The organism is Sphingobacterium sp. UBA7253 (genome assembly GCF_002472745.1).
Classification (GTDB): domain Bacteria; phylum Bacteroidota; class Bacteroidia; order Sphingobacteriales; family Sphingobacteriaceae; genus Sphingobacterium; species Sphingobacterium siyangense.
This window is the reverse complement of record NZ_DKSP01000134.1, coordinates 12891-39491: the sequence shown is the minus strand read 5'-3', so window position 1 is coordinate 39491 and position 26601 is coordinate 12891. Positions and strand designations below refer to the sequence as shown.

At 41.6% G+C, this 26601-nt stretch carries 20 protein-coding genes; 12 read left to right on the top strand and 8 right to left on the bottom strand.

Annotated features, from left to right (window positions below; all coding sequences use genetic code 11):
• From B2X72_RS13855 to B2X72_RS13820, 8 genes are all read left to right on the top strand, one after another.
• The coding region (locus tag B2X72_RS13855; protein ID WP_286849997.1) for a TIM-barrel domain-containing protein at positions 1-1252 on the top strand (1252 nt) is incomplete at its 5' end.
• A 2-nt stretch (positions 1253-1254) separates the two neighbouring features.
• A complete protein-coding gene (glgB, locus tag B2X72_RS13850; RefSeq protein ID WP_145327458.1) occupies positions 1255-3213 on the top strand; it encodes a 1,4-alpha-glucan branching protein GlgB in 1959 nt (652 codons plus the stop codon).
• A 35-nt stretch (positions 3214-3248) separates the two neighbouring features.
• Positions 3249-4661, top strand: coding sequence for a glycogen synthase (locus tag B2X72_RS13845; RefSeq protein ID WP_145327457.1), 1413 nt, complete (start codon positions 3249-3251; stop codon positions 4659-4661).
• Positions 4662-4667: 6 nt separating this feature from the next.
• Complete coding sequence (locus B2X72_RS13840; RefSeq protein WP_286849991.1) at positions 4668-5951, top strand: glucose-1-phosphate adenylyltransferase; 1284 nt, start codon at positions 4668-4670, stop codon at positions 5949-5951.
• A gap of 166 nt (positions 5952-6117) precedes the next feature.
• A complete protein-coding gene (locus B2X72_RS13835; RefSeq protein ID WP_088161069.1) occupies positions 6118-6879 on the top strand; it encodes a hypothetical protein in 762 nt (253 codons plus the stop codon).
• Between the two features lies 1 nt (position 6880).
• A complete protein-coding gene (locus tag B2X72_RS13830; protein ID WP_286849988.1) occupies positions 6881-7663 on the top strand; it encodes a zinc-dependent peptidase in 783 nt (260 codons plus the stop codon).
• A 129-nt stretch (positions 7664-7792) separates the two neighbouring features.
• Positions 7793-9574 carry a DUF4091 domain-containing protein gene (locus B2X72_RS13825; protein WP_286849986.1) on the top strand — a complete coding sequence of 594 codons (1782 nt, stop codon included), beginning with the start codon at positions 7793-7795 and terminating at the stop codon, positions 9572-9574.
• 299 nt (positions 9575-9873) lie between these two features.
• Positions 9874-11607, top strand: a complete 1734-nt coding sequence (locus tag B2X72_RS13820; protein ID WP_286849983.1) for a thiamine pyrophosphate-dependent enzyme — start codon at positions 9874-9876, stop codon at positions 11605-11607.
• A gap of 155 nt (positions 11608-11762) precedes the next feature.
• Here the strand turns inward: B2X72_RS13820 and B2X72_RS13815 are convergent, their stop codons facing one another.
• On the bottom strand, positions 11763-11951 hold the full coding sequence (locus B2X72_RS13815) for a hypothetical protein (protein ID WP_075992013.1): 189 nt from the start codon (positions 11949-11951) through the stop codon (positions 11763-11765).
• Between the two features lie 265 nt (positions 11952-12216).
• Here B2X72_RS13815 and B2X72_RS13810 point away from each other — a divergent pair, with 265 nt between their 5' ends.
• Positions 12217-12705: a hypothetical protein gene (locus B2X72_RS13810; protein ID WP_145327455.1), complete on the top strand. Its 489-nt coding sequence runs from the start codon at positions 12217-12219 to the stop codon at positions 12703-12705.
• Here B2X72_RS13810 and B2X72_RS13805 read toward each other — a convergent pair.
• On the bottom strand, positions 12688-13071 hold the full coding sequence (locus tag B2X72_RS13805) for a diacylglycerol kinase (RefSeq protein WP_286849981.1): 384 nt from the start codon (positions 13069-13071) through the stop codon (positions 12688-12690). The genes B2X72_RS13810 and B2X72_RS13805 overlap by 18 nt on opposite strands.
• A 181-nt stretch (positions 13072-13252) precedes the next feature.
• Between B2X72_RS13805 and B2X72_RS13800 the strand changes: the two genes are divergently transcribed.
• Entirely contained in the window at positions 13253-14431 is a 1179-nt protein-coding gene (locus tag B2X72_RS13800) for a MalY/PatB family protein (protein ID WP_145327453.1), read from the top strand.
• 164 nt (positions 14432-14595) lie between these two features.
• Here B2X72_RS13800 and B2X72_RS13795 read toward each other — a convergent pair whose 3' ends face one another.
• The gene (locus B2X72_RS13795; RefSeq protein ID WP_145327452.1) at positions 14596-16758 is read right to left on the bottom strand and encodes a S46 family peptidase; all 2163 of its coding nucleotides are present in this window, start codon (positions 16756-16758) and stop codon (positions 14596-14598) included.
• Between the two features lie 226 nt (positions 16759-16984).
• Here B2X72_RS13795 and B2X72_RS13790 point away from each other — a divergent pair, with 226 nt between their 5' ends.
• Together B2X72_RS13790 and B2X72_RS13785 are read left to right on the top strand one after the other, a co-directional pair.
• Positions 16985-17923 carry a hydrogen peroxide-inducible genes activator gene (locus B2X72_RS13790; RefSeq protein ID WP_120334676.1) on the top strand — a complete coding sequence of 313 codons (939 nt, stop codon included), beginning with the start codon at positions 16985-16987 and terminating at the stop codon, positions 17921-17923.
• Between the two features lie 6 nt (positions 17924-17929).
• The gene (locus tag B2X72_RS13785) at positions 17930-19729 is read left to right on the top strand and encodes a chloride channel protein (protein WP_075992018.1); all 1800 of its coding nucleotides are present in this window, start codon (positions 17930-17932) and stop codon (positions 19727-19729) included.
• 91 nt (positions 19730-19820) lie between these two features.
• On the opposite strand, the gene B2X72_RS13780 is transcribed toward B2X72_RS13785, so the two are convergent.
• The 5 genes from B2X72_RS13780 to B2X72_RS13760 all read right to left on the bottom strand — a co-directional run bounded on the left by B2X72_RS13780 (position 19821) and on the right by B2X72_RS13760 (position 26600).
• A complete protein-coding gene (locus tag B2X72_RS13780; protein ID WP_145327451.1) occupies positions 19821-20411 on the bottom strand; it encodes a riboflavin synthase in 591 nt (196 codons plus the stop codon).
• Between the two features lie 674 nt (positions 20412-21085).
• Complete coding sequence (locus tag B2X72_RS13775) at positions 21086-21679, bottom strand: RNA polymerase sigma factor (RefSeq protein WP_088161078.1); 594 nt, start codon at positions 21677-21679, stop codon at positions 21086-21088.
• 199 nt (positions 21680-21878) lie between these two features.
• Positions 21879-23369, bottom strand: a complete 1491-nt coding sequence (locus B2X72_RS13770; RefSeq protein ID WP_088161079.1) for an arylsulfatase — start codon at positions 23367-23369, stop codon at positions 21879-21881.
• On the bottom strand, positions 23366-24889 hold the full coding sequence (locus B2X72_RS13765; RefSeq protein WP_088161080.1) for a sulfatase-like hydrolase/transferase: 1524 nt from the start codon (positions 24887-24889) through the stop codon (positions 23366-23368). Before B2X72_RS13765 ends, B2X72_RS13770 begins: the two co-directional genes overlap by 4 nt.
• 55 nt (positions 24890-24944) lie before the next feature.
• On the bottom strand, positions 24945-26600 hold the full coding sequence (locus B2X72_RS13760) for a RagB/SusD family nutrient uptake outer membrane protein (RefSeq protein WP_286849980.1): 1656 nt from the start codon (positions 26598-26600) through the stop codon (positions 24945-24947).
• Position 26601: the final 1 nt, after the last annotated feature.

Here is a 26601-nt window from a genome sequence, read left to right as displayed (position 1 = left end):
CAATCCGGAGGTTCGCCAATGGTGGGGCACATTATACCAGGGGCTTGTGGAAGATGGTGTTGCAGGCTTCTGGAACGATATGAATGAGCCGGCGGTATTTGGCCGCGGAACATTCCCCGACGATGTACGTCACCAATACGACGGCCATCGGGGGTCACATCGTAAGGCACATAATGTCTATGGCATGCAGATGGTCCGTGCTACCTATGATGGCTTAAAGAAATTGTATAAAAATAAGCGCCCATTTACCATTACCCGAGCGGCTTATGCGGGTACACAACGCTATTCGTCGGTTTGGACCGGCGATAATCTGGCGAGTTGGGAACACCTCAAGCTGGGAACCTTGCAATTGCAGCGTCTATCGACTTCGGGGATGTCCTTCTGCGGAACAGATATCGGTGGATTTACGGGCGAACCCGACGGCGAGTTATTTACGCGATGGATGCAATTTGGCGTTTTCTCGCCCTTTATGCGTGTGCATTCTGCCGGCGATACCCGCGATCGTGAGCCCTGGAGTTTTGGGGAGAATTGGGAAAAGATCAATCGGAAATTTATCGAACTCCGGTATAAGTTGTTGCCGTATATCTATACCTGTTTTTGGGAGCAGACCAAGTATGGTTTTCCAATATTACGCCCGATTTCCATGGTCGAGCAGCATATACCGACCAACTGGCAACGTGAGGAGGAATTCTGTTTTGGGGATAAAATATTGGTGTCCCCGGTATTGCAGCCAGGACAAAAAAGCAAGATTGTCTATCTACCCGAGGGCACTTGGTTCTATTATTTCAATAATGAAATCTACGTGGGCGGTAAGGAACATACGGTCGCCACGCCGATTGATGAAATGCCGATTTTCATTCGCGGGGGATCTGTTATTCCTGAATATCCGGTGATGCAATATACTGGTGAAAAGAAAATTGAGGAGCTACAGCTCAATGTTTACTTCGCTGAAGGAGTAACCCGTTCGTATGTGTATTCAGATCATGGCGACACCTTTGCGTATGAACAAGATATCTATCTTGAAAAATGTTTTACGGTTTCAGGGCTCAAAGAATCCTTGTCGATCAAACAAACCAGAGATGGGCTTTTTACAGAGCGATACGAAGAATATAAACTACAGTTGATCGGCCTGCCTTTTCAAGTAAAGAAGGTGAAGACCGATGGTATTGATACGAAAGTACAAGTAGATGAAAAGGGGCGGTATTGGATTAATGTCGCACGAGAATTTGATAACATATTGATAGAAGGTTAAACATGGCCAATGAAGTAATTCCGCATAGTCTCTTTTCTGAATTTGATGTGGCCTTATTCCAGTCGGGTAAGCACTTCAAATTATATGAAAAGTTCGGTTCGCACGAACTGGAAGTCAACGGTGAAAAAGGCGTTTATTTTGCGGTTTGGGCTCCAAATGCAAAATCCGTCTCCGTAACCGGCAACTTCAATTTTTGGGATAAGGAGCATCACGCGCTCTTTGTGCGCTGGGATGGTAGCGGAATCTGGGAAGGGTTTATTCCGGGGCTTGGCAATGGAGAGACATATAAGTATGTTATCCAGACCTATACTGGTGAGCAACTCGAGAAAGGTGATCCTTTTGCCTTTCGGTGGGAAGTTGCTCCAAAGACTGCTTCCGTTGTTCATTCGACCTGGTACGAGTGGCAGGATAAGCAATGGATGCAGGAGCGTGCCGTTAAAAATAGGCTGGATCAACCCTGGTCGGTCTATGAGGTACATTTAGGGTCCTGGTCGCGGGATCCGGAAAGTCCGGATACTTTGCTCAACTACCGCGAAATCGCCGTGGCACTTGTATCTTATGTGAAGGAAATGAATTTCACGCATGTGGAGTTTATGCCTTTAATGGAGCATCCCTATTATCCTTCTTGGGGATACCAGATAACAGGTTATTTTGCGGCAAGTTCGCGTTATGGATCGGCACAAGATCTCATGTATCTGATTGAGGAGCTGCATGCCGCCGGAATAGGCGTATTGTTGGATTGGGTTCCTTCGCATTTTCCCGGCGATGCACATGGTCTTTATCGCTTTGATGGCACGAGCTTATACGAACATGAAGATCCCAGGAAAGGGTTTCATCCCGATTGGCAATCCTATATTTTTAACTATGGGCGAAATGAAGTGCGTTCTTTTTTGATCAGTAATGCATTTTATTGGTTGGATCGTTTTCATATCGATGGACTTCGGGTCGATGCGGTAGCTTCTATGCTGTATTTGGATTATAGTCGAAATGCAGGCGAGTGGATTCCCAATGAATTTGGAGGAAATGAGAATCTCGAAGCGGTACAATTTTTAAAAGAGCTGAACGAGGCTGTTTACGGACATTTTCCACATGTGCAGACAATCGCCGAAGAATCTACTTCTTGGCCGAGTGTCAGTCGGCCAACGTATGCTGGTGGATTGGGATTCGGAATGAAATGGATGATGGGGTGGATGCATGATACGTTGGATTACTTTAAAGAGGATCCGATTAACCGCAGTTATCATCATGATCGACTCACCTTTGCGACAGTATATGCTTTCCATGAGAATTTTATGCTGCCGTTGTCACATGATGAGGTGGTTTACGGAAAGCAGTCCTTAATTTATAAGATGCCAGGCGATGAATGGCAAAAGTTTGCCAACTTGAGAGCATTATACCTCTTTATGTATACTTTTTCGGGAACAAAATTGCTGTTTATGGGCGGTGAATTTGGGCAGACTTCGGAGTGGAATGTAAACCAATCGCTTGATTGGCATCTTCTGGAGTTTGCGCCCCATCAGGGTATGAAAAGATTTGTAGCCGATCTGAACGCGGTTTATAAAGCTCAACCAAGTCTTTACCAAAAGGCTTTCGATGCTGCAGGTTTCGAATGGATAGATGCCGGTGATCGTGAAAATTCGATTGTGGTCTATTGGCGAAAGGGATTTGACTCCTGGGATGATACGGTTGTTGTACTTAACTTAACGCCCGTTGTTCGGGAACATTTCCGTATTGGTTTACCTTACGCCGGTGAATGGGAAGTGCTGCTGAATTCGGATGATTTGACCTATTTCGGTTCCGGAATACATAATCTGCATATCCATAGTGAGCACCTGCATTGGATGAACCAAGTACAGTCTGCACAACTTCATTTGCCTCCGCTTGGCGGATATATTCTGAAAAGAAAGAGCGCGGTAAAGGAAGTCGATCCAATTAAACAAAGCGATCGTATCCCTGTATAAAATCTTGTTATTAAATCTCATGCTGTAAAAGAAGAATGAAAGTATTTCACTTGAGTGTAGAATGTTATCCCGTGGCCAAAGTAGGTGGTCTCGCGGATGTCGTGGGAGCGCTGCCCAAATACCAAACCAAGCTGGGCTGGGAGGCGGCGGTTGTCATGCCCTGGTATGATCGTCCTTTTGTTAGGGATCATGCTTTTAGCCTAGTTCATGAAGGTGCTTTTTATCAAGGATCTGAATTGCTGAGCTACGGCGTTTATAAGGAAGATCATCAGGTACTCGGTTTTGAGCTCTACTTGATTAAGATTCCAGGTAAACTCGATCGGCAGGAGGTGTATTGTTATCCCGATGAAGGCGAACAGTTTATCGCCTTTCAACATGCGGTATTGGCTTGGTTTAAGGATAAAGCTATAGTACCTGATATTGTGCATTGCCACGACCATCATGTCGGTTTGATGCCTTTTTTGATGAAGTATAGCAATGACTATAATTTTCTTGCCGATGTTAAAACGGTAGCCACCGTGCACAATGGGCAATATCAGGGTTGGACACATTGGAGCAAAGCTATTCTGTTGCCTGCTTTCGATAGCTGGAAATGGGGATTATTGGACTGGGATGGTTTAATTAACCCACTTGCGGCCCTAATTAAATGTTGCGATGCTTACACAACGGTATCTGAAGGTTACCTGGAAGAGCTCTATGTGGAAGCAAATGGCTTACAGCATCTATTTTATGATGAGCGAAATAAATCTGTCGGTATTGTCAATGGAATTGACTGGGAAATTTGGGATCCCAAAATTGATTATACCTTGTTCGAAAACTATGATGTTGTACAAGCTTTTTCCGGCAAATTGAAAAATAAGGAGGCTTTGGCGAAGCAGTATAAAATCAATCCAGATCGACCACTGCTTGTTTTTATCGGCCGATTTGCAACAGAAAAAGGAGCGGATTTACTACCGGAGATAATTTTGGATTTGACGGAGAAATATCGCGATAGATTAAGTATATTTATACTGGGTGCCGGAGACCCAGCGATCCAGTCGCGTGTGAAATCGCTCGTCGATGATGGAATTGATAATTTTGATGTATTCTTTGGTTATGATGAAAGCCTTGCCCATTGGCTTTATGCCAGTGCGGATTTTCTTTTAATGCCTTCTCGTGTTGAGCCCTGTGGGCTTAATCAGCTCTATGCGATGAAGTACGGTACATTGCCGATCGTGCATCAGGTGGGGGGATTAAAAGATACGGTAATCGATCTGAAAAATGATGGTTACGGTATAGGTTTTGATAGTTTGACAATCACTGAAATTAGTGCAGCGATTGTTCGGGCTATAAATTTTTACGACAGTAAAAAGCAGTTTGAGGAGAATCAACGTAAAATGATGCAGTTGGATTTTTCTTGGGATAAATCTGCAGCGAAGTATATAAGTCTATATAACCAAATAATGTAATTTGATATGTCACGTCATAATGTAGTAGCTATCGTCTTGGGCGGAGGAAGGGGCTCACGTCTGTATCCATTGACCGATCAACGGTCTAAGCCAGCGGTTCCCATTGCCGGGAAATATCGCTTGGTGGACATTCCCATCTCGAATTGTCTTAATTCGGGTTTTAACAAGATTTTTGTGTTGACACAATTCAATTCTTCGTCACTCAACTCCCACATTAAGAATACTTACAACTTTAGTATTTTTAGTAAGGGCTTTGTTGATATCCTGGCTGCCGAACAGACCAATGATGGCGATAAATGGTTCGAGGGTACGGCAGATGCCGTGCGGCGATCGTTTCGGAAGCTGGCTAGTATTGATTATGACTATGTACTGATTTTATCAGGGGATCAGCTGTATCAAATGGATTTTGATGCCCTGGTTGACTTTCATGTCGAAAACGAAGGCGACCTGACCATTGCGACTATTCCAGTAAACGCCAAAGATGCCACTGGTTTTGGAATACTGAAATCAGATGAAAAGAATCACATTACCTCTTTTATTGAGAAGCCGAATAGTGAGCAGCTGGTGGATTGGAGTTCAGAAGTGAGCGACCATTTAAAGGGTGAGGGTAGGGAATACCTGGCTTCTATGGGTATTTATGTTTTTTCAAAAGGCGTCCTGAAACGTATGCTTGAAGAGAATCGCGGAATGGATTTTGGAAAAGAAATTATTCCCGATGCAATTGATACGAATAGGGTGCTTAGCTATCAATTTGAGGGTTATTGGACAGACATCGGTACCATAGGTTCTTTCTATGAGGCCAACATTGGTTTGACTGATAATATTCCGGCCTTTAATCTGTTTGATAAAAATACGGTTTTCACCCGCCCAAGGATGTTGCCGCCTTCTAAAATTTCGGGCACAACATTGATCAATTCTGTCATTTCGGACGGCTGTATTATCCAAGCGGATAAAATAGATCGTTCCGTCGTGGGCGTTCGTTCGCGGATTGGTACAGGATCTGTGGTGCGCGGGACATATATGATGGGGTCTGACTATTATGAGGATCTCGTCGATATGGAGGATGCAAAGCGGAAAAATATACCTGTGGTGGGTGTTGGAGAACGCTGTTATATTGAGAATGCTATTTTGGATAAAAATTGTCGTATCGGCAACGATGTCCGGATCAATGGCGGACCTCATTTGATGAATGTCAATCATCCCACCTATACCATTTGTGACGGCATTGTTGTTATCAAAAAAAATGCGGTTATTCCAAACGGAACAACAATAGGATTGACAAGCCTATAAAATTTATAGAACAAGGGAGATAATATATTGTTATCATTGCAAGTTATTCTAATGGAAGTACCGCGAAATACGGCTAATCTACAGGCTCAATTTATAGGCAGATAGCAATAATTGTTTCGTGGTACTGTCTTTGCTGGCAAAGAGCATTTTAATATAATGAAATCGTATGCAATTGAGACAGGTTATCTCCCTTTTTTTTATACTGTTTGTCTTTGTAGGTTGTGATACCTCATTGATGGTTCAAGGTAGTGGTGTCTTACGTGATGCCTCGCGTAGATTTGAACTTCGTAACGGCAATCGAACAGTCGTTTACATTCCAATGCGGCATCTGGGTACACGTGTGTACTACGATCAAATCCAGCGTGCTGTAGATTCTCTTCAACATTCGGGCTATGTTGTTTTTTATGAAAGCATCGCTTATCAGGTGGATAGTGCGGCACAACGTGATCTGTATGACCGCAAATTTAGAAAGCTTACAGGCAATCGGCTAGGGTTGCAGCAATGTATTGAAATACCGGGCGATACCTCCCGGGTTCTTCGGGCACCCATGTACCGTAAACTGGGGCAGCGAATCATTAGTCAGCCCGATTATTCCTTTTTTCTGGTGAATTATGAAACGGCGGTGAATGCGGATATTCCCAAAAACAAATTGCTTGACGAGTTTGAATACCTGTATGGTGCGATCAACCTGGATGATTGTGATTACAAAACACCGCTCCAGGAACCTTATTCCTGCAAACCTATAAAAGCAGCATTAAAAAACAAATTTGATAAAGAATTTGTCATGAAAAAAAGGGAAGAGAACCTGGCTTCGTTAGTTGCTGACGCTCCACAGCAAAAGATTTTAATCTTATTTGGAACCTCACATTTTAAAGGCTTTTTGCGTAATTTGCAGGCTCGGGATCCCAAATGGATACAGATCAAATAATATGCTAGGAAAACTATTCATTATACTGCTTATACCAGTAACCATTTATGTTGTTTATTACCTGTTAAATCGTACGGCCAAAAATAGCAAAGCCATTAAACGTGTATTAAGCGACGAAGGCAAGGAAATTCTAGAAAAAGAAGTTGCCTATTACCGCAATCTGCCCACTGCGGACAAAGCGGAATTTGAAACCCGCTGTTTAAAATTTTTGGATACGGTCAAGATTGAAGGTGTGGGTGTAGCGGTTGAGCTGAAAGATTATATGATGATTGCCGCCAGTGCAATTATTCCAATATTTGCCTTTAAGAAATGGACTTATCCCAATTTGACCAATATTATGGTTTATCCTACCCAATTCAATACAGCCTATGAATTTGAAGGCCATGCTGACCGCAATATTATGGGTATGGTGGGTGAGGGAGCCATGAATGGACAAATGATATTGTCTAAATCGGCACTGGAGTATGGCTTTAAGAATCCAAAGGATGGACAGAATACAGCGATACACGAATTTGTGCACTTGATCGATAAAACCGATGGCACAGTGGATGGCATTCCCACACATTTGATGGATAAGGCTTCAGTCATTCCTTTTATGAATCTGATACGGGAAGAAATTACCAAGATAAAAGAAAATAAATCTGATATTGATGTATATGGCATGACCAATCCAGCTGAGTTTTTTGCGGTTGCGTCTGAATATTTCTTTGAGAACCCGGCGAAATTCAAGACCCATCATGCCGAGCTCTATAAAGCACTTTCTGAAATTTTTGAACAAAGTTAGTTATAGATAAATAAAATTTTAGTATTTTTAAGGCAAACCGAAGTTGTTTGCCTTTTTTCTGCGAGCACCCTGCTCCTGGGCTGGAAAGAAGATCATCGCTTCGCTAAAGTTTTGTTAATTATAACTGTTATGCCTAAAACTACAATTTATTCTTCTATTGCCCTGGCTTGTATGCTATTTTGTGGCAGTAATCCGGGATTTTCCCAGCAGCGTTTTGCTACAGGGACAACATTTACTGAAATGGCCGATCCCACAAAGGATACTTTATCCAACTGGTCGAATGTTAAAACCGGCCTACATGCTTCGTTTGTGTCGATAGACAAACGTTATCCCAAATCTGTTAATCCAAATCTGACAACACAACGTACAGCGGCTGTGGATGCTTGGAAAGGTGAACAAGTATCGGCGCAAGTATTGTTATGGACCAGTGCTGCCGCAGCAGATGTTGCTGTATCGGCAAGTGAATTAAAGTCTACAACAGGCAAGGTGATCGGTAGCGATGCGGTACAAGCACGTTTTGTTCGTTATGTCATGACTGACGAATTTGCAAGTGGTTGTGGCCATCGTAAACCAGAAGATTTTAAAGCTTCTCTTTCGGCAGATATGTTGGATGATCTGAAAAGCTATGACCTTGAAGCTAAGAAAGTCCGTCCTGTATGGATTACCGTAAAGGTTCCCAAGGAAGCTGCTGCTGGACAATATAAAACGACAATTTCGGTTAAGCAAAATGGTCAGGTAAAGGAACAGTTACAACTTACGGTCAATGTGCAAAATCATGTGCTGCCACCTGCATCCCAGTGGACTTATCATTTGGATCAATGGCAACACCCTTCGGCAGTTGCCCGCGTCAATAATGTGAAAATGTGGAGCGATGAGCATTTTGAAGCGTTGAAGCCTACCATGAAACAACTTGCAGCTGCAGGGCAAAAAGTGATTACTGCGACTTTAAATAAGGATGCCTGGAACGTACAGACCTATGATCCTTATGCGGATATGATCACCTGGAAGAAGGCAAAAGACGGTTCCTGGACCTATGATTATACTGTTTTTGATCGGTGGGTAAACTTTATGATGGACCTGGGGGTCAACAAACAGATCAATTGCTATTCGCTTTTACCATGGAATAACGAGGTACATTATTTTGATGAAAGTAAAAATGAACTGGTCAATGTTATTGCGAAGCCCGGTACAGCTATATTCGAGGAACTATGGACGCCTTTCTTAAAGGATTTTAGTAAACACATTACCGCAAAGGGCTGGTTAAAGATTACCAATATTGCCATGGATGAAAGAGGCCGGGAGGAAATGGATCCAGCAATAGCATTGTTGGAAAAAGTAGCACCCGAATTTGGTGTTGCATTTGCAGATAATCACAAAAGCTACCAACGCTATCATAAAAGTACCGATATCAGCGTTGCCGCTGGAGATCCTTTTGATCAGAAAGATCTCATTGAGCGACGTAAAAAAGGGTATATCACGACATTTTATGTTTGTTGTTCGGACGAATTCCCAAATCAATTCACGTTCTCTGATCCGGCAGAATCCACCTATATGGCTTGGTATGCGCTAGCGGCAGGCTTCGATGGAGCATTGCGTTGGGCATTTAACTCCTGGGTCAAAGATCCGCTGCATGATTCAAGGTTCCGTACCTGGCCAGCGGGAGACACTTATATTGTTTATCCACAAGGAAGAAGCTCTATCCGTTATGAGCGTATGTTGGAAGGTATTCAAGATTATACCAAAGTCGGCATTCTTAAAGTAAAGTTGGAGAAGTCAAAAGATCAAGCTAACCTTGCGAAGCTAAATGCAAAAATTGCAAAATTGAATACCGCTAAACGCTATGCGGACTGGAACAAAGATCTCAATGATGCGAAGCGTTTTGTCGATGAATTGTCGCGACAAATCAACTAAGGATTTATTAAGTCTATAATTTTAAAAAAGCTGTTTCAATCAATTTGAAACAGCTTTTTTGTTGATTACAATTTTTTTCTATTTTAAGTGCAGCGGATTATTGGCTGAAATTTTCGGGGCAGTGTCCTTGCTTCTCGTTGAGGCTATCCTTGCACATGCGATCATTTTATACGCTTGGGTAATACAGTATTGTTCAGGTAGTATCCCAAACCATTACGCTAAATTATTGTTGTTATTAAGTGGCGATAACATAATTTGCATAAGGTCGCTGTCACAAAATCTTAAATTATAGTATAAGTATGAAAAATGTAGCACACCAGATTGTGGGTCTTTTAAAGGATGCGGGAATTCAGCGTATTTATGCCGTAACGGGCGATAGTTTAAATTTTTTCAACGAAGCTGTTCATGCAGATGGAACGATGCAATGGATACATGTAAGACATGAGGAAGTGGGGGCATTTGCCGCAACGGCAGAGGCTGATTTGCACGGGATCGCCTGTTGTGCGGGAAGCAGTGGACCAGGACATGTGCATCTGATCAATGGGGTTTATGAAGCACACAAGACACGGGTACCCATGCTTGTGATCGCATCAACATGTGCTACATACGAATTTGGAACCGATTATTTTCAAGAAACAAATCCAATCAAATTGTTTGATGATTGTTCTTGCTACAATCAAATGATCACTCGACCAGAGCAGGTGCAACGTATGGTGCAAAATGCATTACAACAGGCTATCTCTAAACGGGATGTGGCGGTTATCGGTTTGCCTGGTGATGTATCAGAAATGGAAGCGGTTCAAATGAATACCTCTACCAAGGTGTTTTTTACCGAGCCGCAAATTAGACCTTCGGAGATGGAAATTGGGCGTTTAGCCCAATATATCAATCAAGCAGAAAAGATAACCTTGTTCTGTGGTGTGGGAGCCAAGAAAGCACAGCAGCAAATTGTAGCGTTATCACAAAAGATCCATGCGCCGGTGGGTTATTCATTTAAAGCAAAGTTGGATATTCAACGCGACAATCCCAATGAAATCGGTATGACTGGACTTTTGGGCATGGCGTCGGCATTTCAAAGCATGCACCATTCGGATCTTATTTTACTTTTGGGGACTGATTTTCCTTATAAGGATTTTATACCGACCAACAAAACCATTGTCCAGATTGATATTGAAGGTGAAAAGCTTGGTCGCAGATCCATCGTAGACTATGGGCTTGTGGGGGATATCGAGCATACCTTAAAAGCGGTATTGCCTTTTGTGGAAGCGCGTTCAGATACAAAATTTCTGGAGAAGCAGCTTGCATCCTATGCAAAGGTCAAGGAAGATCTCATGACTTATGTGGACGATTCGGGCAGTGAATGCGCGATACAGCCTGAATTTGTTGCGCATACCATTGATCAAAAAGCCAGTGATGATGCGATTTTTCTACTTGATACCGGGATGTGCTGTGTGTGGGGAGCACGTTATATTAATCAGCGAAAGGATCGTATCATGCTGGGGTCTTTTAACCATGGGTCTATGGCTAATGCCATGCCAATGGCTATTGGAGCGGCATTGACACATCCTGAACGTCAGGTTATTGCTTTTTGTGGTGATGGGGGACTATCCATGTTGTTGGGGGATCTCGCAACAATAAAACAATATAACTTACCGATTAAAATCATCGTCTTTAACAACCGTGCACTTGGTATGGTTAAATTAGAAATGCAGGTATCAGGTCTGAAAGATCAGGAAACCAATATGGTCAATCCAGATTTTGCGATGATCGCTCAAGCGATGGGAATACGCGCATTTACGGTGACTCAGCCCGAAGAAGTGGATGCTGTTATCACTGAAGCTCTTGGTATGACGGACGAGCCTGTCCTGATCGATATATTTACCAATCCCAATGCATTGGCTATGCCGCCCAAGATATCCTTCAGTCAAATGAAAGGGATGACAGAAAGTATGGCAAAATTAATGTTGTCGGGTAATTTCGAAGAAGTATGGGATACCATAAAGTCGAACTATAAACATTTGAAATCGCTTTAATCACTTGTGATATTCGAATTGTTAAACATATTAAAAGCCCCTCGAAGCATAACAGCGGAGGGGCTTGTTTTGTGTTAAAAGTGACTTGAATGTGTGGCTGTCAGACCATAAGATGCTGATCAGCGGATAGTCGAAATTTGGAGGAAAATGTTATCTCAACATTGACGTTGAACAAACCAAAGACTTTTAAGTAATTCTTCTTTACAGCGTCTCAGTTTTTCAACTTTGGATTCGGAAGAAATGGTAACTTGCTCTTTAACAATAATAGCCAAGTCTGTTTCAATGGACAATTTTGTGAGTGATGTACATCCACTATCAAATTTCTTAAAGCTTACATCTTTCATACTAATATTGGTTAAGAATTCCTGAATTTTATAGAGTACAATTTACTAATAAAAATTAGCTTTACAATAAGCCAGCAATAATTTTATTGTTACTAAATTGTTTATTTTTAATAGCTTATATCGTACTAAAATAGCCGAGTGTTATCTAACTTATAAACAATATTTGCTTGCTTTTTGTTTTTTGAATTTTAAATTTTTAAATGTTAGTTATTTAAAACAAAATTTCTTTTGAATTGCTATCTATACTATCAAACAAAAAAACACGATGAGAATAATAAATTTTGGATTTATAGTGTTGCTGTGTTGCGCTGCTTGCCATCAGGAACAAAAAAAACAGGATGCTTCCACGAAACTCAATGACACTGTTCAGCGTACTCAACCTTTGGATACGGGGAGGTTTCTTACGGGAAAGAGTACCTATCAATACCTTAAAAATGGCGATACCATTTCATTATCAATCACTGTTGATGGAGAAAAGGTACAGGGTGATCTAAGCTATGCCTGGAAGGAAAAAGATCGTAATAAGGGACATATTGATGGTGTCTTGAAGGGGGATATTTTAACTGCCGATTATACTTTTTCTTCTGAGGGACAGGAGTCGGTCCGCCAGGTGATATTTAAACTATCCAAGGAGCGTGCACTGGAAGGTTATGGTGCGATGGAGGAGAAGGCTGGAAAAATGACTTTTGCCGATCCTAAAAAGATAGCTTTTGATGAGAAATTTGCCTTAGAAAATTTAGCGAAGGGCCAATGAGATCAGCTTGGGAATAAAAATTAAGAGGCCGATCAATAGTGCAGTGATGCTGCTGATCATCACTGCCGCTGCGGTAACATCTTTAATCTTTTTTATGTTTGGATTCTTTTCTGGACAGATAAAGTCGGCTATATTTTCCAATGCGGTATTTAACAATTCACAGACAAATACAAAACCAATGGAAAAGAGTACAGCAATCCATTCGTGGGTACTTATGTGAAGCACAAATGACAGGATAATGGCAATAATGGCCGCTATACAATGCACCCTGAAATTATGTTCTTCCTGCCAGGCTGTTTTTAGCCCACTGAAGGCATAGTGAAAACTCTTTAATCTAGCACGAAATGAAAAGTTGTTTTTGGCCATAGTTGTCCTACTATTTTCTGTAAAGATAGCGCTTTCTGCTTATCTAGGCATACTGGATTTTTTATTGTATTTAGTCCGAGCTATTCCTTTGCCATATCCATCTGATCCGCTTTCTTGTTCATCCTTTTTACTTTATGGGGCTTTTATTACAAATGCAGCCTAATTTTGAGTAAATTGCTGTATGATCTATAATTTTGATAAAACGATTGTTCGTCGTGGTACCGATTCGGTCAAATGGAATCAACATGATTATGACGATTTGATTCCACTCTGGGTTGCGGATATGGACTTTCCAGCAGCACAACCTGTTGTGGATGCGCTTGCGCAGCGGGTTCAACATGCTGTATATGGGTATGCTACTATTCCAACAGCTTTTTACAGCGCGGTTATGAGCTGGTCTTCGCAGCGGCATAAATTTGTACTTCAGCCGGAATGGATACTTCCTGTGATCGGTGTCGTACCGGCGCTTTCGGCTTTGGTTGGCGCATTTACCTCACCCGGTGACAAGGTTTTGGTTCAAGAGCCTGTATATCATTGTTTTTTTTCCTCAATAGAACGCAATCAAGCCGAGGTGGTTTCCAATGACTTGATTTACCGCAATGGTGAGTATGCTATTGATTTTGAAGATTTTGAATATAAAGCAAGTGATCCGAAAGTCAAGTTATTTATTTTATGTAGCCCACATAACCCCGCTGGCCGTGTTTGGACTAGAGCTGAGCTTGAACGTCTCGGTGAAATCTGTTTGCGGCACCAGGTCTTAGTCATTTCGGATGAAATTCATTGCGATCTGGTATTTGAGGGCCATACACATATTCCTTTTGGAAGCATCAGTGCAGCCTTTTTGGCGAATTCGATTACCTGTGTAGCTCCGAGTAAAACCTTTAATTTGGCAGGACTCCAGGTCGCTACGGTCTTCGTGGCCGATCCTGAACTCAAAAGGAAAGTGCAGCAGGCTTTCTTAGCCAACGAGATAAGTAGCATAAGTCCCTTTGCTATTACAGGCCTGATCGCAGCGTATGAGTCGGGTGGGGAATGGTTGGATCAAGCTTTAAGCTACATTCATGCGAATTATGTTTATCTGAAAGGCTTTATGGCTGAATACCTGCCTGCTTTGCATGTCCTTCCTTTGGAGGGCACTTATCTGGTATGGGTAGATTGCGCGGCTTTGGGGATTTCAAGTCGAAAATTGGGACAGCTCTTATTGGACGAGGCACATGTACAGGTCAATGTCGGTGCGATGTATGGCAAGGGGAGTGACGCCTTTATTCGCCTCAATATTGCTTGTTCAAGGGAAGTCTTGACAACAGGCTTGTTGCGTTTGAAGACTGTTTTCTCCTCTTTACTGCAAGGAGCAAAATAGCATACGAATAGATGCTGCGTTAGTAGATGAATAGGTTCTGATTTACGGAGAGTTCTTCGTTCATAGGATCATGCCGCCGAGCGAAAAGGAAATAGCGTAATGAACAAAAAAATCCGCCGTATCTCTCGATGCAGCGGATTTTTTGAGGTTTGTTTTAGCCCCTATTAAATACCCATTTCTTTCAGAATGAAATGCGCGTTGTCAATTTTATCGGCAACCCAGAGGACATAACGAATGTCGACTCCGATGGATCTGCTGTAACTCTCGTTCCAAGCGAAATCATTAATTGTTGCGTCATAAGCACGGTCAAAATTTACACCGATTAATTCACCATTGGCATTCATTATTGGAGATCCTGAATTTCCCCCTGTAGTATCCATATCATATAAGATATTGACCGGCACAGATCCCAGATCTTTTTGAAGATAAGGACCAAAATTTTTATTGAGGTAAGCAGTCTTGATTTCTTGTGGATAGTCAAATTCTGCTAAACCAAGATTTCCTTTTTGAATGATTCCTTCGATTGTGGTGAATGGCTTCATATAAGTTGCATCAGCAGGAGAGTAGCCTTTGATGTGCCCATACGTCAGACGTAAGGTTGAGTTTGCATCAGGAATAAAGTTTTTGGCCTGAAAAATTTCCTTGACGGCAACATAATCGCCCATTAATTTGTTCAGTACCCCTTCACGTCTTTTTTGTTCAGCAGCGAACTGGACAATATCATTGTTCAATTTGCCCTGGAAATCCAATAATTTGTCGTCAAATTTCTGAAGTGCATCGGCATTGGCCAAGACAGTATTCAGTATGTAATTTTGATCGGCAAGTTTACTGTTCTGAATAATCTCTGTTGCAAATTCTTGTGCAGTAGCCGTATTAAATTGCAATTTCTGAATGGATGCCAATTGATTTTTACCTTGGAATGCAATGGCATCTTCCAACATTCTGGAGAAAATACGCTGATCAGCCTGTTTATTGTAGCTTTCGTAGGTTTCTTTAACAGCGGTTTTTAATTTTTCGATATTCAGATCGAAAAGCTGCTTGGCAGCTTGGGAAGATTTTTCCTTTGCCAAGTTGGTTTTCAGAACGTTCAGGTCGCGGGCTACTTTCAATAAGCTCGTACTATTGTAAATATTATTGATCCAAAGTTCTTTCAGGGCATCTTGATCGCTCAGCTGATAATAGGCGTCAATATCAGTGAGCAGACTTCCATATTTGTTTTTCAGTTCGGGTTTACTTAAGATAAACGCTGCCAGTGCTTCGTCTTCTTGTTTTTTTGTCGATAGCAAGTCGATTCCTCGTAAGCCTTTGAGTTTACCACGATAGTTTTTCAATACATTCGCATTACGTTTTATGCGTGTTGCCAAGGACAAGGCGATATCGGTATTGTCTTTTCCTGCTTCCTCCATCTGTTTATTTTGGAAATCATACAGGTTGGATACGTAAGGCAAAAGATATTCTTGTTGATATTGAATATATTGTGCTGGTCTGTGTCGGAATGTTTTTCCGGGATAACCAAGGATAAAGGTGAAATCATTCTCCCGTACGCCATTTGGATTGACTTTAAGGTGTTTTTTTGGCTGGTAAGGGACGTTGTCTTTAGAATAAGGTGCAGATTTTCCGTTTTTGCCGACATAAGCTCTCAGAAAAGAATAATCTCCCGTGTGGCGTGGCCATACCCAGTTATCTGTCTCTCCACCAAATTCGCCGATGTTTTGACGTGGAATATAAACTAAACGAACGTCTTCGATTGTTTTATAACGGAATAGGACATAACTTTTACCGATAAACATTTCCGATACTTCAGCTTTAATCGTGGGATCTTCTTTTTCCGCTTGTTTAACCAGTTCTTGTTGTTTACGTTTGATCGTATTGATACGCTCTACTGGGTCGTTGATGTTGGCGACAGCATTTAATATTTTAGCAGAAACATCCTCATAAGAATCGGTAATTCTTATTTTTAATCCTTTTGCTTCAATTTCCTGTTCTTGATTTTGGGCTACAAACCCGTTTTTTAGGTAATTGTTGATTGCTGTACTGGCAAGTTGAACGGCAGAAAAAGCGCAGTGGTGATTGGTAATGATTAAACCACGGTTTGAGACAAACGACCCTGTACATCCACTGACTTGAACCAGGGCATCTACCAGTCCGACCTGACCGGGATTGTAGATATCTTTCTCACTGATCTTTAACCCAGCTTTCTTCAATCCAGCTCTATTTAATTCGCTCAATGGAAACATTCCCTCATCGGGATTTGCCTTGCTATAAGGACTGTTTGCCATGGTTAAGAATAAAGCTAGTGCAATTGTCGTACGATTTATAAACTTCATAGGATTTTAACTATCAACTGTTGTAAATCTCCAAATTTAAGAAAAGCATTTTGATGAAATCGATTTTTTATGTGAACTAATGTAACAATAGTGGATATACTGGACCTTTTTGGCAAGGTATTTATTGTATAATCGGCAGGCCAAATGCTCCTGTTGACTTTAATTATAAAGGATTTGACATTGGTTTACGACAGGATTCGTAATTTTGTGCTTTAAAGATAGTAAGATGACCTTAATCCAACTGGAATATATTATAGCTGTTGATACCTACCGAAGTTTTGTTGCAGCTGCAGAAAAATGTTTTGTCACGCAACCTACGTTGAGCATGCAAATACAAAAACTTGAAGAGTCTTTAGGGGCTAAAATCTTCGACCGGAGCCGTCAGCCTGTTGTTCCTACAGAAATCGGCGAGAAAATTATTCTTCAAGCTCGATTGGTGTTGACGGAAAGCCGAAAGATCAATGAGATCGTACAGGATAAAAAAGGGGAAATTGAGGGTACACTAAGGGTCGGTGTTATCCCGACAATCGCACCTTATTTACTTCCGAATGTGCTGACCACATTTATGGAGAAATATCCGAAGCTTCAATTGCAGATTTGGGAATATACAACAGAACGGATTGTGCATGAATTGAAGGTCGGACTTCTGGACTGTGGTGTGCTATCTACTCCCTTAAATGACCCGGGGATTTTGGAATCACCCTTATTTTACGAAAATTTTGTCGCTTATATTTCAGCCAATAGCCCACTGTTTCCCAAAAAAATACTGAGTGGTGATGATATTGCCGATGATAAACTTTGGTTGCTCAATGAGGGACATTGTATGCGCGGGCAGGTGCTTAATATTTGTCATCATAAACATAATCAAGATCTTACAGGGCGATTTGAGTATAATACGGGTAGCGTAGAGACTTTAAAACGTATGGTAGATATCAACGACGGAATCACGATATTGCCTGAGTTGTCGATTTGGGATTATTCCGATGAACAATTGGATAGAATCCGTTATTTCAAATCACCGGAACCAGTACGGGAGATATCATTGGTGACGACGCAAAATTATGTAAAGAGACATGCAATTCAGGCCTTAGAAAAAGAAATATTGGCCGTAGTACCCGATAAATTCAAAACAAAAAAGAAAAAGGAAGTGTTGAGCTTTCAATAGGACGATATGAGAAACCTCAAAAGACGTTTTTTTAAAAAAATAGACCAGATCAATCAATGGCGGATGAAGAAAGTTTCTAACCGGAACTTTATCATTATACTCGCATTTTTGGTTGGAATTGTTGGTGGTATTATGGCATCTGTGCTAAAGAGATTAACCCATTTTATTGCAACGACTATACAGGATGATATCGATTGGAAAGTAAAATACTCGGTTTACTTGATTTTTCCATTGATAGGGATTTTGCTCAGCGTGTTTTTTGTTCGCAAATTTTTGAAAGGGAAGAAGATGGAGCACGGGATTACCCCGATTATTTATGCCATCAGTCGGAAAGGCAGCCGATTGGATCCCAGCAATATTTATTCTCAGGTGGTGACTTCGGCTATTACCGTTGGCTTTGGCGGGTCCTGTGGTTTGGAAGCTCCTGTTGCTTTGGGTGGTTCTTCTATCGGCTCTAATATCGCCCGTTTTTTTGGACTGCAGTATAAGGAAGTTACCATGTTATTGGCTTGTGGTGCAGCAGCAGGAATTTCAGGCGCCTTCAACAGTCCTTTGGCAGGAATGATTTTTGCTATCGAGATCTTGCTTCCCGAATTTTCCATTCCAGTGTTCATTCCTTTACTGATCTCATCGGCATTGGCTTCTGTTGTCTCTCGGGTGCTTTATAATGAACCCTTATTCAGTACATTCAATTCCGATTGGCAAGTTTCGGCATTGCTGTTTTATTTGCTATTAGCTGTGCTGATTGGGCTTTATACGATTTACTTTGCACGTGTTTCAAGGAGTGTGGGGAAATGGTTTTCTAAGATTAAAAATCCCTATAATAAAGTGTGGGTCAGTGGTATTGCCTTAGGTCTGATGATTTTTGTATTCCCAGCGCTGTATGGTGAGGGCTATATTACCATTCAGCAGATTCTCAATGGTCAGTTTAACTCGATTGTTAAGAACAGCTTGTTCTCAGACTACAAGGATATGGGATTAGTAGTCCTGGGCTATACGATATTGACCTTATTTGGAAAATCCCTTGCTGCGTTATTTACATTAAATGGCGGTGGAAATGGTGGGGTATTTGGACCAAGTTTAGTGATGGGAGGTCTGTTGGGCTTTGCATTTTCTTATGGTGTAAACTTGACGGGAATTGCCGAGCTAAATGTACCAAATTTTGTGGTAGCGGGGATGGCCGGTGCGTTGAGCGGCATTATGCATGCGCCGTTGACGGGCATATTTTTGATTGCAGAAGTGACCGGAGGTTATACTTTGATGGTTCCATTGATGCTGGTTTGTTCCATTTCCTATTTGATTAATCGGTCGGTTTTAAAGCATTCCATTTACACCAAGGTATTGGCGGAGTCTGGCGATCTGATTTCTTATGAAGACAAGGATCGATCCGTGTTAAGTATGATGCGGATAAAATATGTATTGGAAACTAATTTTGTGATCTTACGCCCTGACGAAACACCAAAAGGTCGACAAACCGACATCATCCATAGTAAACGCAATATCTTTCCGGTGGTGGATTACGAAGGCAAATTTATGGGGCTTCTTTATAGCGAGTTTCTATTCTCAGTATTATTGGGTGAAGTGGATGGGGGGGATACGACTTTCGAAAAGTTAGCTCAGAAGCCAAATGATACGGTAGGTATCAATGAAAACATGGAAATTGTGATGGCTAAAATGAATAAGGACGACACGTGGATACTTCCAGTTTTGGGGGATGAAAATAAGTATATGGGCTTTGTTTCCAAATCGAGTGTATTCAACAAATATCGCGCGTTATTGATACGTCAGGGGCATTATTTGGAATAAATCGAGTACACATTGTTAGAACCCGAAACGAAGTGTGTTCGGATATGCTCCCTTGGGTCGGCTTTAAACCCGAGGAAGCATGGCAAATTTTTTAAGCGCGTAAAGCCATTATCTTTGTGACATATTTTCCGATAATATCAAACTCCAAGTTGACTGTGCTACCCACCTCAACTTGTTGTAAGTTGGTATGCTCTAGTGTATACGGAATGATAGCAACTGAAAACTGATCGTCTTTAGAGTCTACTACGGTCAAGCTGATACCATTTACGGTAATGGATCCTTTTTCTACGGTGATATTTTGTTTGGAAACATCATATTGAAAGGTAAAAATAAAACTACCATTTTCATCTTTCTTTTGGATACAACGCGCAGTCTGATCCACATGTCCCTGGACGATATGTCCATCAAATCTTCCTCCTGCCAAAGTACAACGTTCCAGATTGATCAGGTCGCCCATCCTTAATTGAGCGAGATTTGTCTTCTGCAAGGTTTCATCAATTGCCGTCACTTTATGCTGATTATTGTTCAATCCCACAACGGTAAGGCAAACGCCATTATGACTTACACTCTGGTCTATTTTAAGTTCATTGGAAATATCAGAACTTACGTAAAAATGGATATTGCTTTTTTCCTGTTCGATATTTTCTATTTTTCCTAGGGTTTCTATGATTCCAGTAAACATGATATTTTTTTTGATTGATTCCAAAGTTACTAAATAATTAAATGAAATATCGATGTTTAGATCGCACAAATGTGGTAGATAAGAGCTCATGGTGATTACATCTGAAATCAGACTTCACCACCAAATTAAGTTAAATGGCAGACTTGAAAGTTAAGGGACAATCAACAATTGTGGTCTGTATTGACCTTTAGGCTATATTTACGGATGCAATTGAGTACGTAAAGATAAAAGTGACAGATAAAACGAAGGCAGGAGATGATCGGTTATTCTGTTGTAAAGATAAATAATGCAAGGGTTAAATACTGTGGTTGGGACTAGCTGAGCGAAGCAACCAAAAAAATAACCTGTTGAAAAATGCAAAAAGATTGTAGTGTACATTGTACACTTACTATTCCTTTTGTGATTGCTGTGCTAAAACAAATTTATGGGAGTTGAAAAAAAATATAACAAAATTTTTGTTTATATCATTTGAACCACTATCTTTGTCCTAGGTTTAGGTTGATTGCCTCTTACAAAGAGGTATTTATAAAAGCTTAGCAGGTCGCCCGACCGAATGCTAAGCTTTTTTTTGTGATCATTTTTTTTTGATTGTTATTTCCCTAAATGCTTAATAGCGAGTTGTTTAATTTCTTTTATAAATTTCTGGGAGGAGGATGCGGGCTGTGTGGTAGCAGTTAACTTTTGAAGGTATACCATGCTGTCAGCATTAGGATGGTGAGATATTCAAATTTTTTCGATTTGAAACGTTCTTTTAACGCATGCAATGCTTTGGATCTCGCATAATAGATGGTTGATGCGGTTGTGTTCAATGTTTCGCAAATTTCATCTGTATTCAAGCCTTCCAAAAAACTGAGCTTGCAGATCTGAGCTTGTTGTTTGGGAAGCAAATTGATTTCAGCAAGTAACAACTCGGTGAGTTCTGTTCGGAATATCTTCTTGAGTACATCTTCATCTGGAACCGACATATGCTGCAGAATATCGAGTTCCTCTTTCCGTATTTTGAATTGCGTAGTTCTTTGCATATCGATACAGGCATTTTTAGTAGCGATAAAAAGAAAGGCTTTAAGGCTTTCATAATGCTCTACCTTTTGTCTATTATTCCAGAGTTTAACAAAAACATCGGAGACAATTTCCTCGGCATCGGTTTTGTTGCGGAGGTAAGAAAAGGCAAAATAGCGTAAGGAATGACCAAAATGATCCATAAAAAAGCATAAAGCCATTTCATCACCTTCTTTAAGTGTATTGATGTATGATTCTATTTGCCGCATACTTGGTTATTGATCGTTTTACGTTGGCCTTCGGAATATGTTATACACCTGTGTGGTCAATACGTCATTCAATAGGTAAATTCACATTCGAGCCCCGCTATGGATTGCTTGACTAAATTACATAAAAAACTTGGGTTGTCATGATTCAATCCGGACAACCCAAGTTTTTTAAGATTAAAAAATTAAGAAAGAAATCGATTTATTTTTTAATCATCTTATTCGCTACAATCTCCCATTCCTGTATATGAGCAGGCTGGTGTTCATTATGGATAATTTCATCGAAATGCAGCAGCATTTGTGGGTGCTGTACCGCGATATCTTTTTCTTCCCAAGGGTCTGTTGTTAAATCATATAATTGCCATTTTGATTTAGGGTTTTTCTTCAGATCGAGCTTGACTGCCTTCCAGCGTCCTTCGCGTATGGCGATCTGGCCGCCCTTTTCTGGATATTCGAAATAGAGATATTGATGTTTTTGTTGGTTCTTTTGACCCAGCCAGGTTGGAAGGAGGGAGAGCCCATTGCTGTGGCCGGGGCTTTGTTGAACCAGCTGAGCGAAGGTAGCCATGAGATCGTATTGGGCCGAAATCAAGTCTGTTTCGGAATTCGCTTTGATATGGTTGGGCCACCTGACAATTAACGGAACTTTGATACCGCCTTCAAAAACATCCATTTTCAATCCCCGAAGTGAATCGACACTGCGGAAAAAACGATAATCTATGCCCCCATTAAAGCCAGTTCCGTTGTCACTGGAGAATAGAATAATGGTATTGTCATCTATTCCCAATGCTTTGATATGCTTCATAATCGTGCCGACCTGGTCATCCAGATAGGTGATCATACCGGCATAGGTTGCTCTTGGATAGGGGGTAGCCGTATAGCCGTCCTGTCCGTAATAAGGTTTGTCATGGAAGAGGTCCTTATATTTATCTACATATTCCTGTGGAACTTGTAGTGATAAGTGCGGCAATGTATAAGGAAGGTATAAGAAAAAAGGTTTGCGTTGGTTTTTGTCGATAAAAGCCAGTGCTTTCTCAGTCATTAGTTCAGGTGCATATTCCTTACCGTCAAACTGTTTGAAGTCCTCCGCCGTGGCCTTACTGGAATCTAAAGGAGAATGGACAAATTTTTCCTTGTTTTGAAGGGGATATTTTGTTTCATTTTCCCAAAGATGTGTTGGGTAATAATTGTGTGCCTGTTTTTGGTCCAGGTAACCGAAGAAATAGTCAAATCCCTGTTTATTGGGGCTTCCGGTGGAATTATTCATTCCAAGTCCCCACTTTCCAATGGCAGCGGTCTGATAACCGGCTTTTTTAAATAGGTGAGCCATGGTATACGTTCCTTCAGGTAGTGGCATCTGGCCACCCTCGAGACTATCTGCGAAACCGCCCAATTCATAATTTCCGCGAATATAAGATTGGCCACCATGCTTGCCCGTTAATAACATGCAACGGGCTGGGGCGCATACTGGAGTACTTGTATAGTGGTTTATAAAGCGTAAACCTTCATGTGCCAGTTGCTGGATATTTGGTGTTTTGATCAATCGTTGTCCATAGGGCTCAGTTTCGGCATAACCTAAATCGTCTGCATAAAAAAATATAATATTGGGCAATTTATGCTGCTTTTTCTTTTGTTGTGCAAAAAGAGTCCCCCATCCGAGGAGGATGAGGGAAAGTCCAACTTTTAGTTTCATTTTTTACGTTCTCCTTCCAATAATTGCTTGAGTTCAGCGACCTTTTCTGGATATTTTGAAGCCACATTATTCTTTTCGCCGATATCATTTTTAAGATCGTATAACTGATCTTCCGGAAGACTTCCTGTTTCTGTATCGGTTAATTTCATGTAGGGGGAACCTTTGCTTGGCGCAATATATTTCCATTCGTCCTTTACGATGGCAAGTGTCTGTGCATGCTGAACCATACTGCTACGTCCCTTATTATCTTGACCGGTTAAGGTTTTCAAGAGCGGCGCGCTGTCTTTTGCTTCATCTGCTTTTAGTGGAACATCCAATAATTGGGCACTTGTTGCCAAGAGGTCTATTTGGCTGATCAATGCATTGGAAACTTTTCCCTGTGCAACGCCCTTGCCGCTTACGATAAAGGGCACGCGAGTTCCGCCTTCGAAGATGCTATATTTGCCACCGCGTAGTGGACCTGCGGGTAAATGGCCATTTTGCTGGGCCACAGCGCCATCCATATACCCGTCGTCGAGAACGGGGCCGTTGTCGCTGCTGAAAATTATAATCGTGTTTTTGTCAAGTCCCAAAAGTTGCAATTGCTGTTGAATTTGTCCGACGGTCCAATCCAATTGAAGGATTGCATCGCCGCGGTAGCCGAGTTTGCTTTTACCTTTAAATTGTGTTGCTGGCATGCGAGGGACGTGTGGTTCTGTCAAGCAGAAGTAGAGAAAGAAGGGTTTGTTTTGATGTTGCGAAATAAAGTCCTGGGCCTTGTGAAGAAATGTTGTAGAAACTTCTTCGTCTACCCATCTTGCACGTGTTCCACCGCTCATGTAACCGATTCTTCCGATACCGTTGACAATAGTTTGATTATGTCCCTGGCCAGGTGAAGAATGCATTTTGAGCAGTTCGGGATGCTCTTTTCCTGTGGGGTCGTTACCTATTTTCTTTTCATAGTCGACCAGGATTGGGTCATTGGCCTCTGCAGCGACGACCTGATCATTTTCAAGGAACACCGTTGGGACGCGATCTGCTGTTGCAGGAAAAATGAATGAATAGTCAAAACCTACATCATTAGGCCCGGGTTTGATGGGTGCGTTCCAGTCTTTTTGGACCTGATTTCCGAGTCCCATATGCCATTTGCCAACAATGGCGGTAGCGTAGCCCGCATGTTTAAATACTTTGGGTAAGGTGATTTTATCTGTTGGAACGATTAGTTTGGCATCTCCGGGCAGAATGCCTGTACCTTCCTGACGCCAGGGATACGTTCCGGTCATCAATGCAAAACGGGAAGGGGTACAAGTTGCCGAAGTACTATGAGCATTGGTAAATCGTACGCCGCTTTGGGCGAGCTTATCCAGGTTGGGGGTTTCGATTTGTTTGGCACCATAGCTGCTTAAATCACCAAAACCAAGGTCGTCTGCATAAATATAGATCACATTTGGTTTACTAGCCTTTTGGGCAAAACTAACTGTGGGGAGCGCTGCGAAAAGGCTCGAGGAGAGTAATAACGTTAGGGATAGTGGCTTCTTCATATACGTTAATTTTTGTTTAAAGGGTATCGTTTGACAATTGACGATACCCAAGATACTATTTTAAATTTGGATTGATATTAACTTCATTTTGCGGAATCGGCCAATGTTCATCTTGGCCAACCCGGAAGGATTTGCTGGTCACATACCATCGGCTATAAGGGTCTTTACTTCCACCGGATTTTATTCGAAGATTTTTCGCATTTGGAAATGGGGCGCCATAAAAGTCACCTTTCAGTACATCCTTTGCGATACCCCAACGTAGTAAATCCCAATAACGAAGTCCTTCCAATGCGAGTTCCACACGTCTTTCGTTGCGTAACGTCGTGCGCAAGGAGGTACTACTTTGGACGTTAATGGCTGGCATATTAACGCTGCTTCTTTTTCTGACAGCGTTGATGGTTTTGTCGAGTAAGTCGCTGGTAATAGGATCTCCATTTTCGAGTTTGGCTTCAAGGTAACTCAGGAGAACTTCGGCGTAGCGTACAATAGGAACGTCGGCTCCAGAGTTTTGTAAGTTTCCACTAAACCCTTCGTCGTTGAACTTGCGTAATCCGTAGCCCGTACGAGTGGCCTGTTTTGTTGTTGTCAATTGGTCGATAGATAGGGTGGAATCGGGGTGAGAAGTATATTTAAGGTTTTTGAAACGATCACCATTCGTTATCACGGTGAAGGCTAAACGCGGATCCTGGTTTTTGCTGATGTCTTGCGCATTATAGCGCGCATCATCGTACGAAAATGCCGTTCCATCGGTGAAACCATAGCTTTCTACAAGACTACCGAGCGGACAGTGAAGATGCCAGCCGCCTGCGATTGCCGGAAAATTGTGCTGAAACATACCGTTTCCGGCAAGATCAACCAAGTACTGCGTGGCAAAAATAATCTCTTTGCTCGTTTCGTTGGTTCCATTAAATAATCCTGAATAGTTAGGATCTATGTTATTTTCATTGGCATTGATGATCTGCTCATAGCTTTTGATAGCGTCGGCGTAAGATTTTTCTGCCAGTTGGATGCGTCCAAGGAAAGCGAGGGCTGCCTGTTTGCTTGCGCGGCCCCTTTCTGCGGTAGTCAATTTGCCATAACTAGGTAAGTCGTTTGCCGCTTCCTGCAATTCACGCGCGACAAATGTAACCAATTCCTGTTTTTTCGCTTTGGAAACCTGATTCGCTTCACTGGGCGTTAAAGTTTTGGTAACTAAAGGGGCATCACCCCAGTATTGGGACAGGTAGAAATATTGGCAAGCACGAATAAACCGGGCTTCTGCTTTAAATCGTGCGAGTAGATCTGCTGAAATAGGAGTTTTATCTATATTTTCAAGAAAATAATTTACACGGGCGATTTTCTTGTAGGTATACATCCAATAATTGTCTAAGTTGCTATTATTGCTCGTTAATGTACCATCGGATAGTTTGTTGAAAACCGAATTATCACCACGTCTATCGTAGGCGTTGTCCGAAGCAAACTCCAGGTAAAGCAGACCGTTATAGGACCACCAATCTGTAGGGCTGAATTCGGCGAGGGAGTTCATTTGTATTTCTGCTTTGTATAATCCTGTCAGCGCTGCTCGAGCATTCGTTTCGTTTGTCCAAAAGGTTTCGTTGGCAAATTTATCCAGTGGATTGGTTTCCAGTTGCTTTTTACAACTGGTACTCAGGCTTGATGCAAAAAGAATGCATAAGGCCAATTTTATAGGTTTATATGAGATGTGTATCATG

What these genes read in the sequence shown, in the direction of transcription:
- glgB (WP_145327458.1), top strand. Translation starts at nt 1,255, where the DNA reads ATGGCCAATGAAGTAATTCCGCATAGTCTCTTTTCTGAATTTGATGTG.
- B2X72_RS13845 (WP_145327457.1), top strand. Translation starts at nt 3,249, where the DNA reads ATGAAAGTATTTCACTTGAGTGTAGAATGTTATCCCGTGGCCAAAGTA.
- B2X72_RS13840 (WP_286849991.1), top strand. Translation starts at nt 4,668, where the DNA reads ATGTCACGTCATAATGTAGTAGCTATCGTCTTGGGCGGAGGAAGGGGC.
- B2X72_RS13835 (WP_088161069.1), top strand. Translation starts at nt 6,118, where the DNA reads ATGCAATTGAGACAGGTTATCTCCCTTTTTTTTATACTGTTTGTCTTT.
- B2X72_RS13830 (WP_286849988.1), top strand. Translation starts at nt 6,881, where the DNA reads ATGCTAGGAAAACTATTCATTATACTGCTTATACCAGTAACCATTTAT.
- B2X72_RS13825 (WP_286849986.1), top strand. Translation starts at nt 7,793, where the DNA reads ATGCCTAAAACTACAATTTATTCTTCTATTGCCCTGGCTTGTATGCTA.
- B2X72_RS13820 (WP_286849983.1), top strand. Translation starts at nt 9,874, where the DNA reads ATGAAAAATGTAGCACACCAGATTGTGGGTCTTTTAAAGGATGCGGGA.
- B2X72_RS13815 (WP_075992013.1), bottom strand. Translation starts at nt 11,951, where the DNA reads ATGAAAGATGTAAGCTTTAAGAAATTTGATAGTGGATGTACATCACTC.
- B2X72_RS13810 (WP_145327455.1), top strand. Translation starts at nt 12,217, where the DNA reads ATGAGAATAATAAATTTTGGATTTATAGTGTTGCTGTGTTGCGCTGCT.
- B2X72_RS13805 (WP_286849981.1), bottom strand. Translation starts at nt 13,071, where the DNA reads ATGGCCAAAAACAACTTTTCATTTCGTGCTAGATTAAAGAGTTTTCAC.
- B2X72_RS13800 (WP_145327453.1), top strand. Translation starts at nt 13,253, where the DNA reads ATGATCTATAATTTTGATAAAACGATTGTTCGTCGTGGTACCGATTCG.
- B2X72_RS13795 (WP_145327452.1), bottom strand. Translation starts at nt 16,758, where the DNA reads ATGAAGTTTATAAATCGTACGACAATTGCACTAGCTTTATTCTTAACC.
- B2X72_RS13790 (WP_120334676.1), top strand. Translation starts at nt 16,985, where the DNA reads ATGACCTTAATCCAACTGGAATATATTATAGCTGTTGATACCTACCGA.
- B2X72_RS13785 (WP_075992018.1), top strand. Translation starts at nt 17,930, where the DNA reads ATGAGAAACCTCAAAAGACGTTTTTTTAAAAAAATAGACCAGATCAAT.
- B2X72_RS13780 (WP_145327451.1), bottom strand. Translation starts at nt 20,411, where the DNA reads ATGTTTACTGGAATCATAGAAACCCTAGGAAAAATAGAAAATATCGAA.
- B2X72_RS13775 (WP_088161078.1), bottom strand. Translation starts at nt 21,679, where the DNA reads ATGCGGCAAATAGAATCATACATCAATACACTTAAAGAAGGTGATGAA.
- B2X72_RS13770 (WP_088161079.1), bottom strand. Translation starts at nt 23,369, where the DNA reads ATGAAACTAAAAGTTGGACTTTCCCTCATCCTCCTCGGATGGGGGACT.
- B2X72_RS13765 (WP_088161080.1), bottom strand. Translation starts at nt 24,889, where the DNA reads ATGAAGAAGCCACTATCCCTAACGTTATTACTCTCCTCGAGCCTTTTC.
- B2X72_RS13760 (WP_286849980.1), bottom strand. Translation starts at nt 26,600, where the DNA reads ATGATACACATCTCATATAAACCTATAAAATTGGCCTTATGCATTCTT.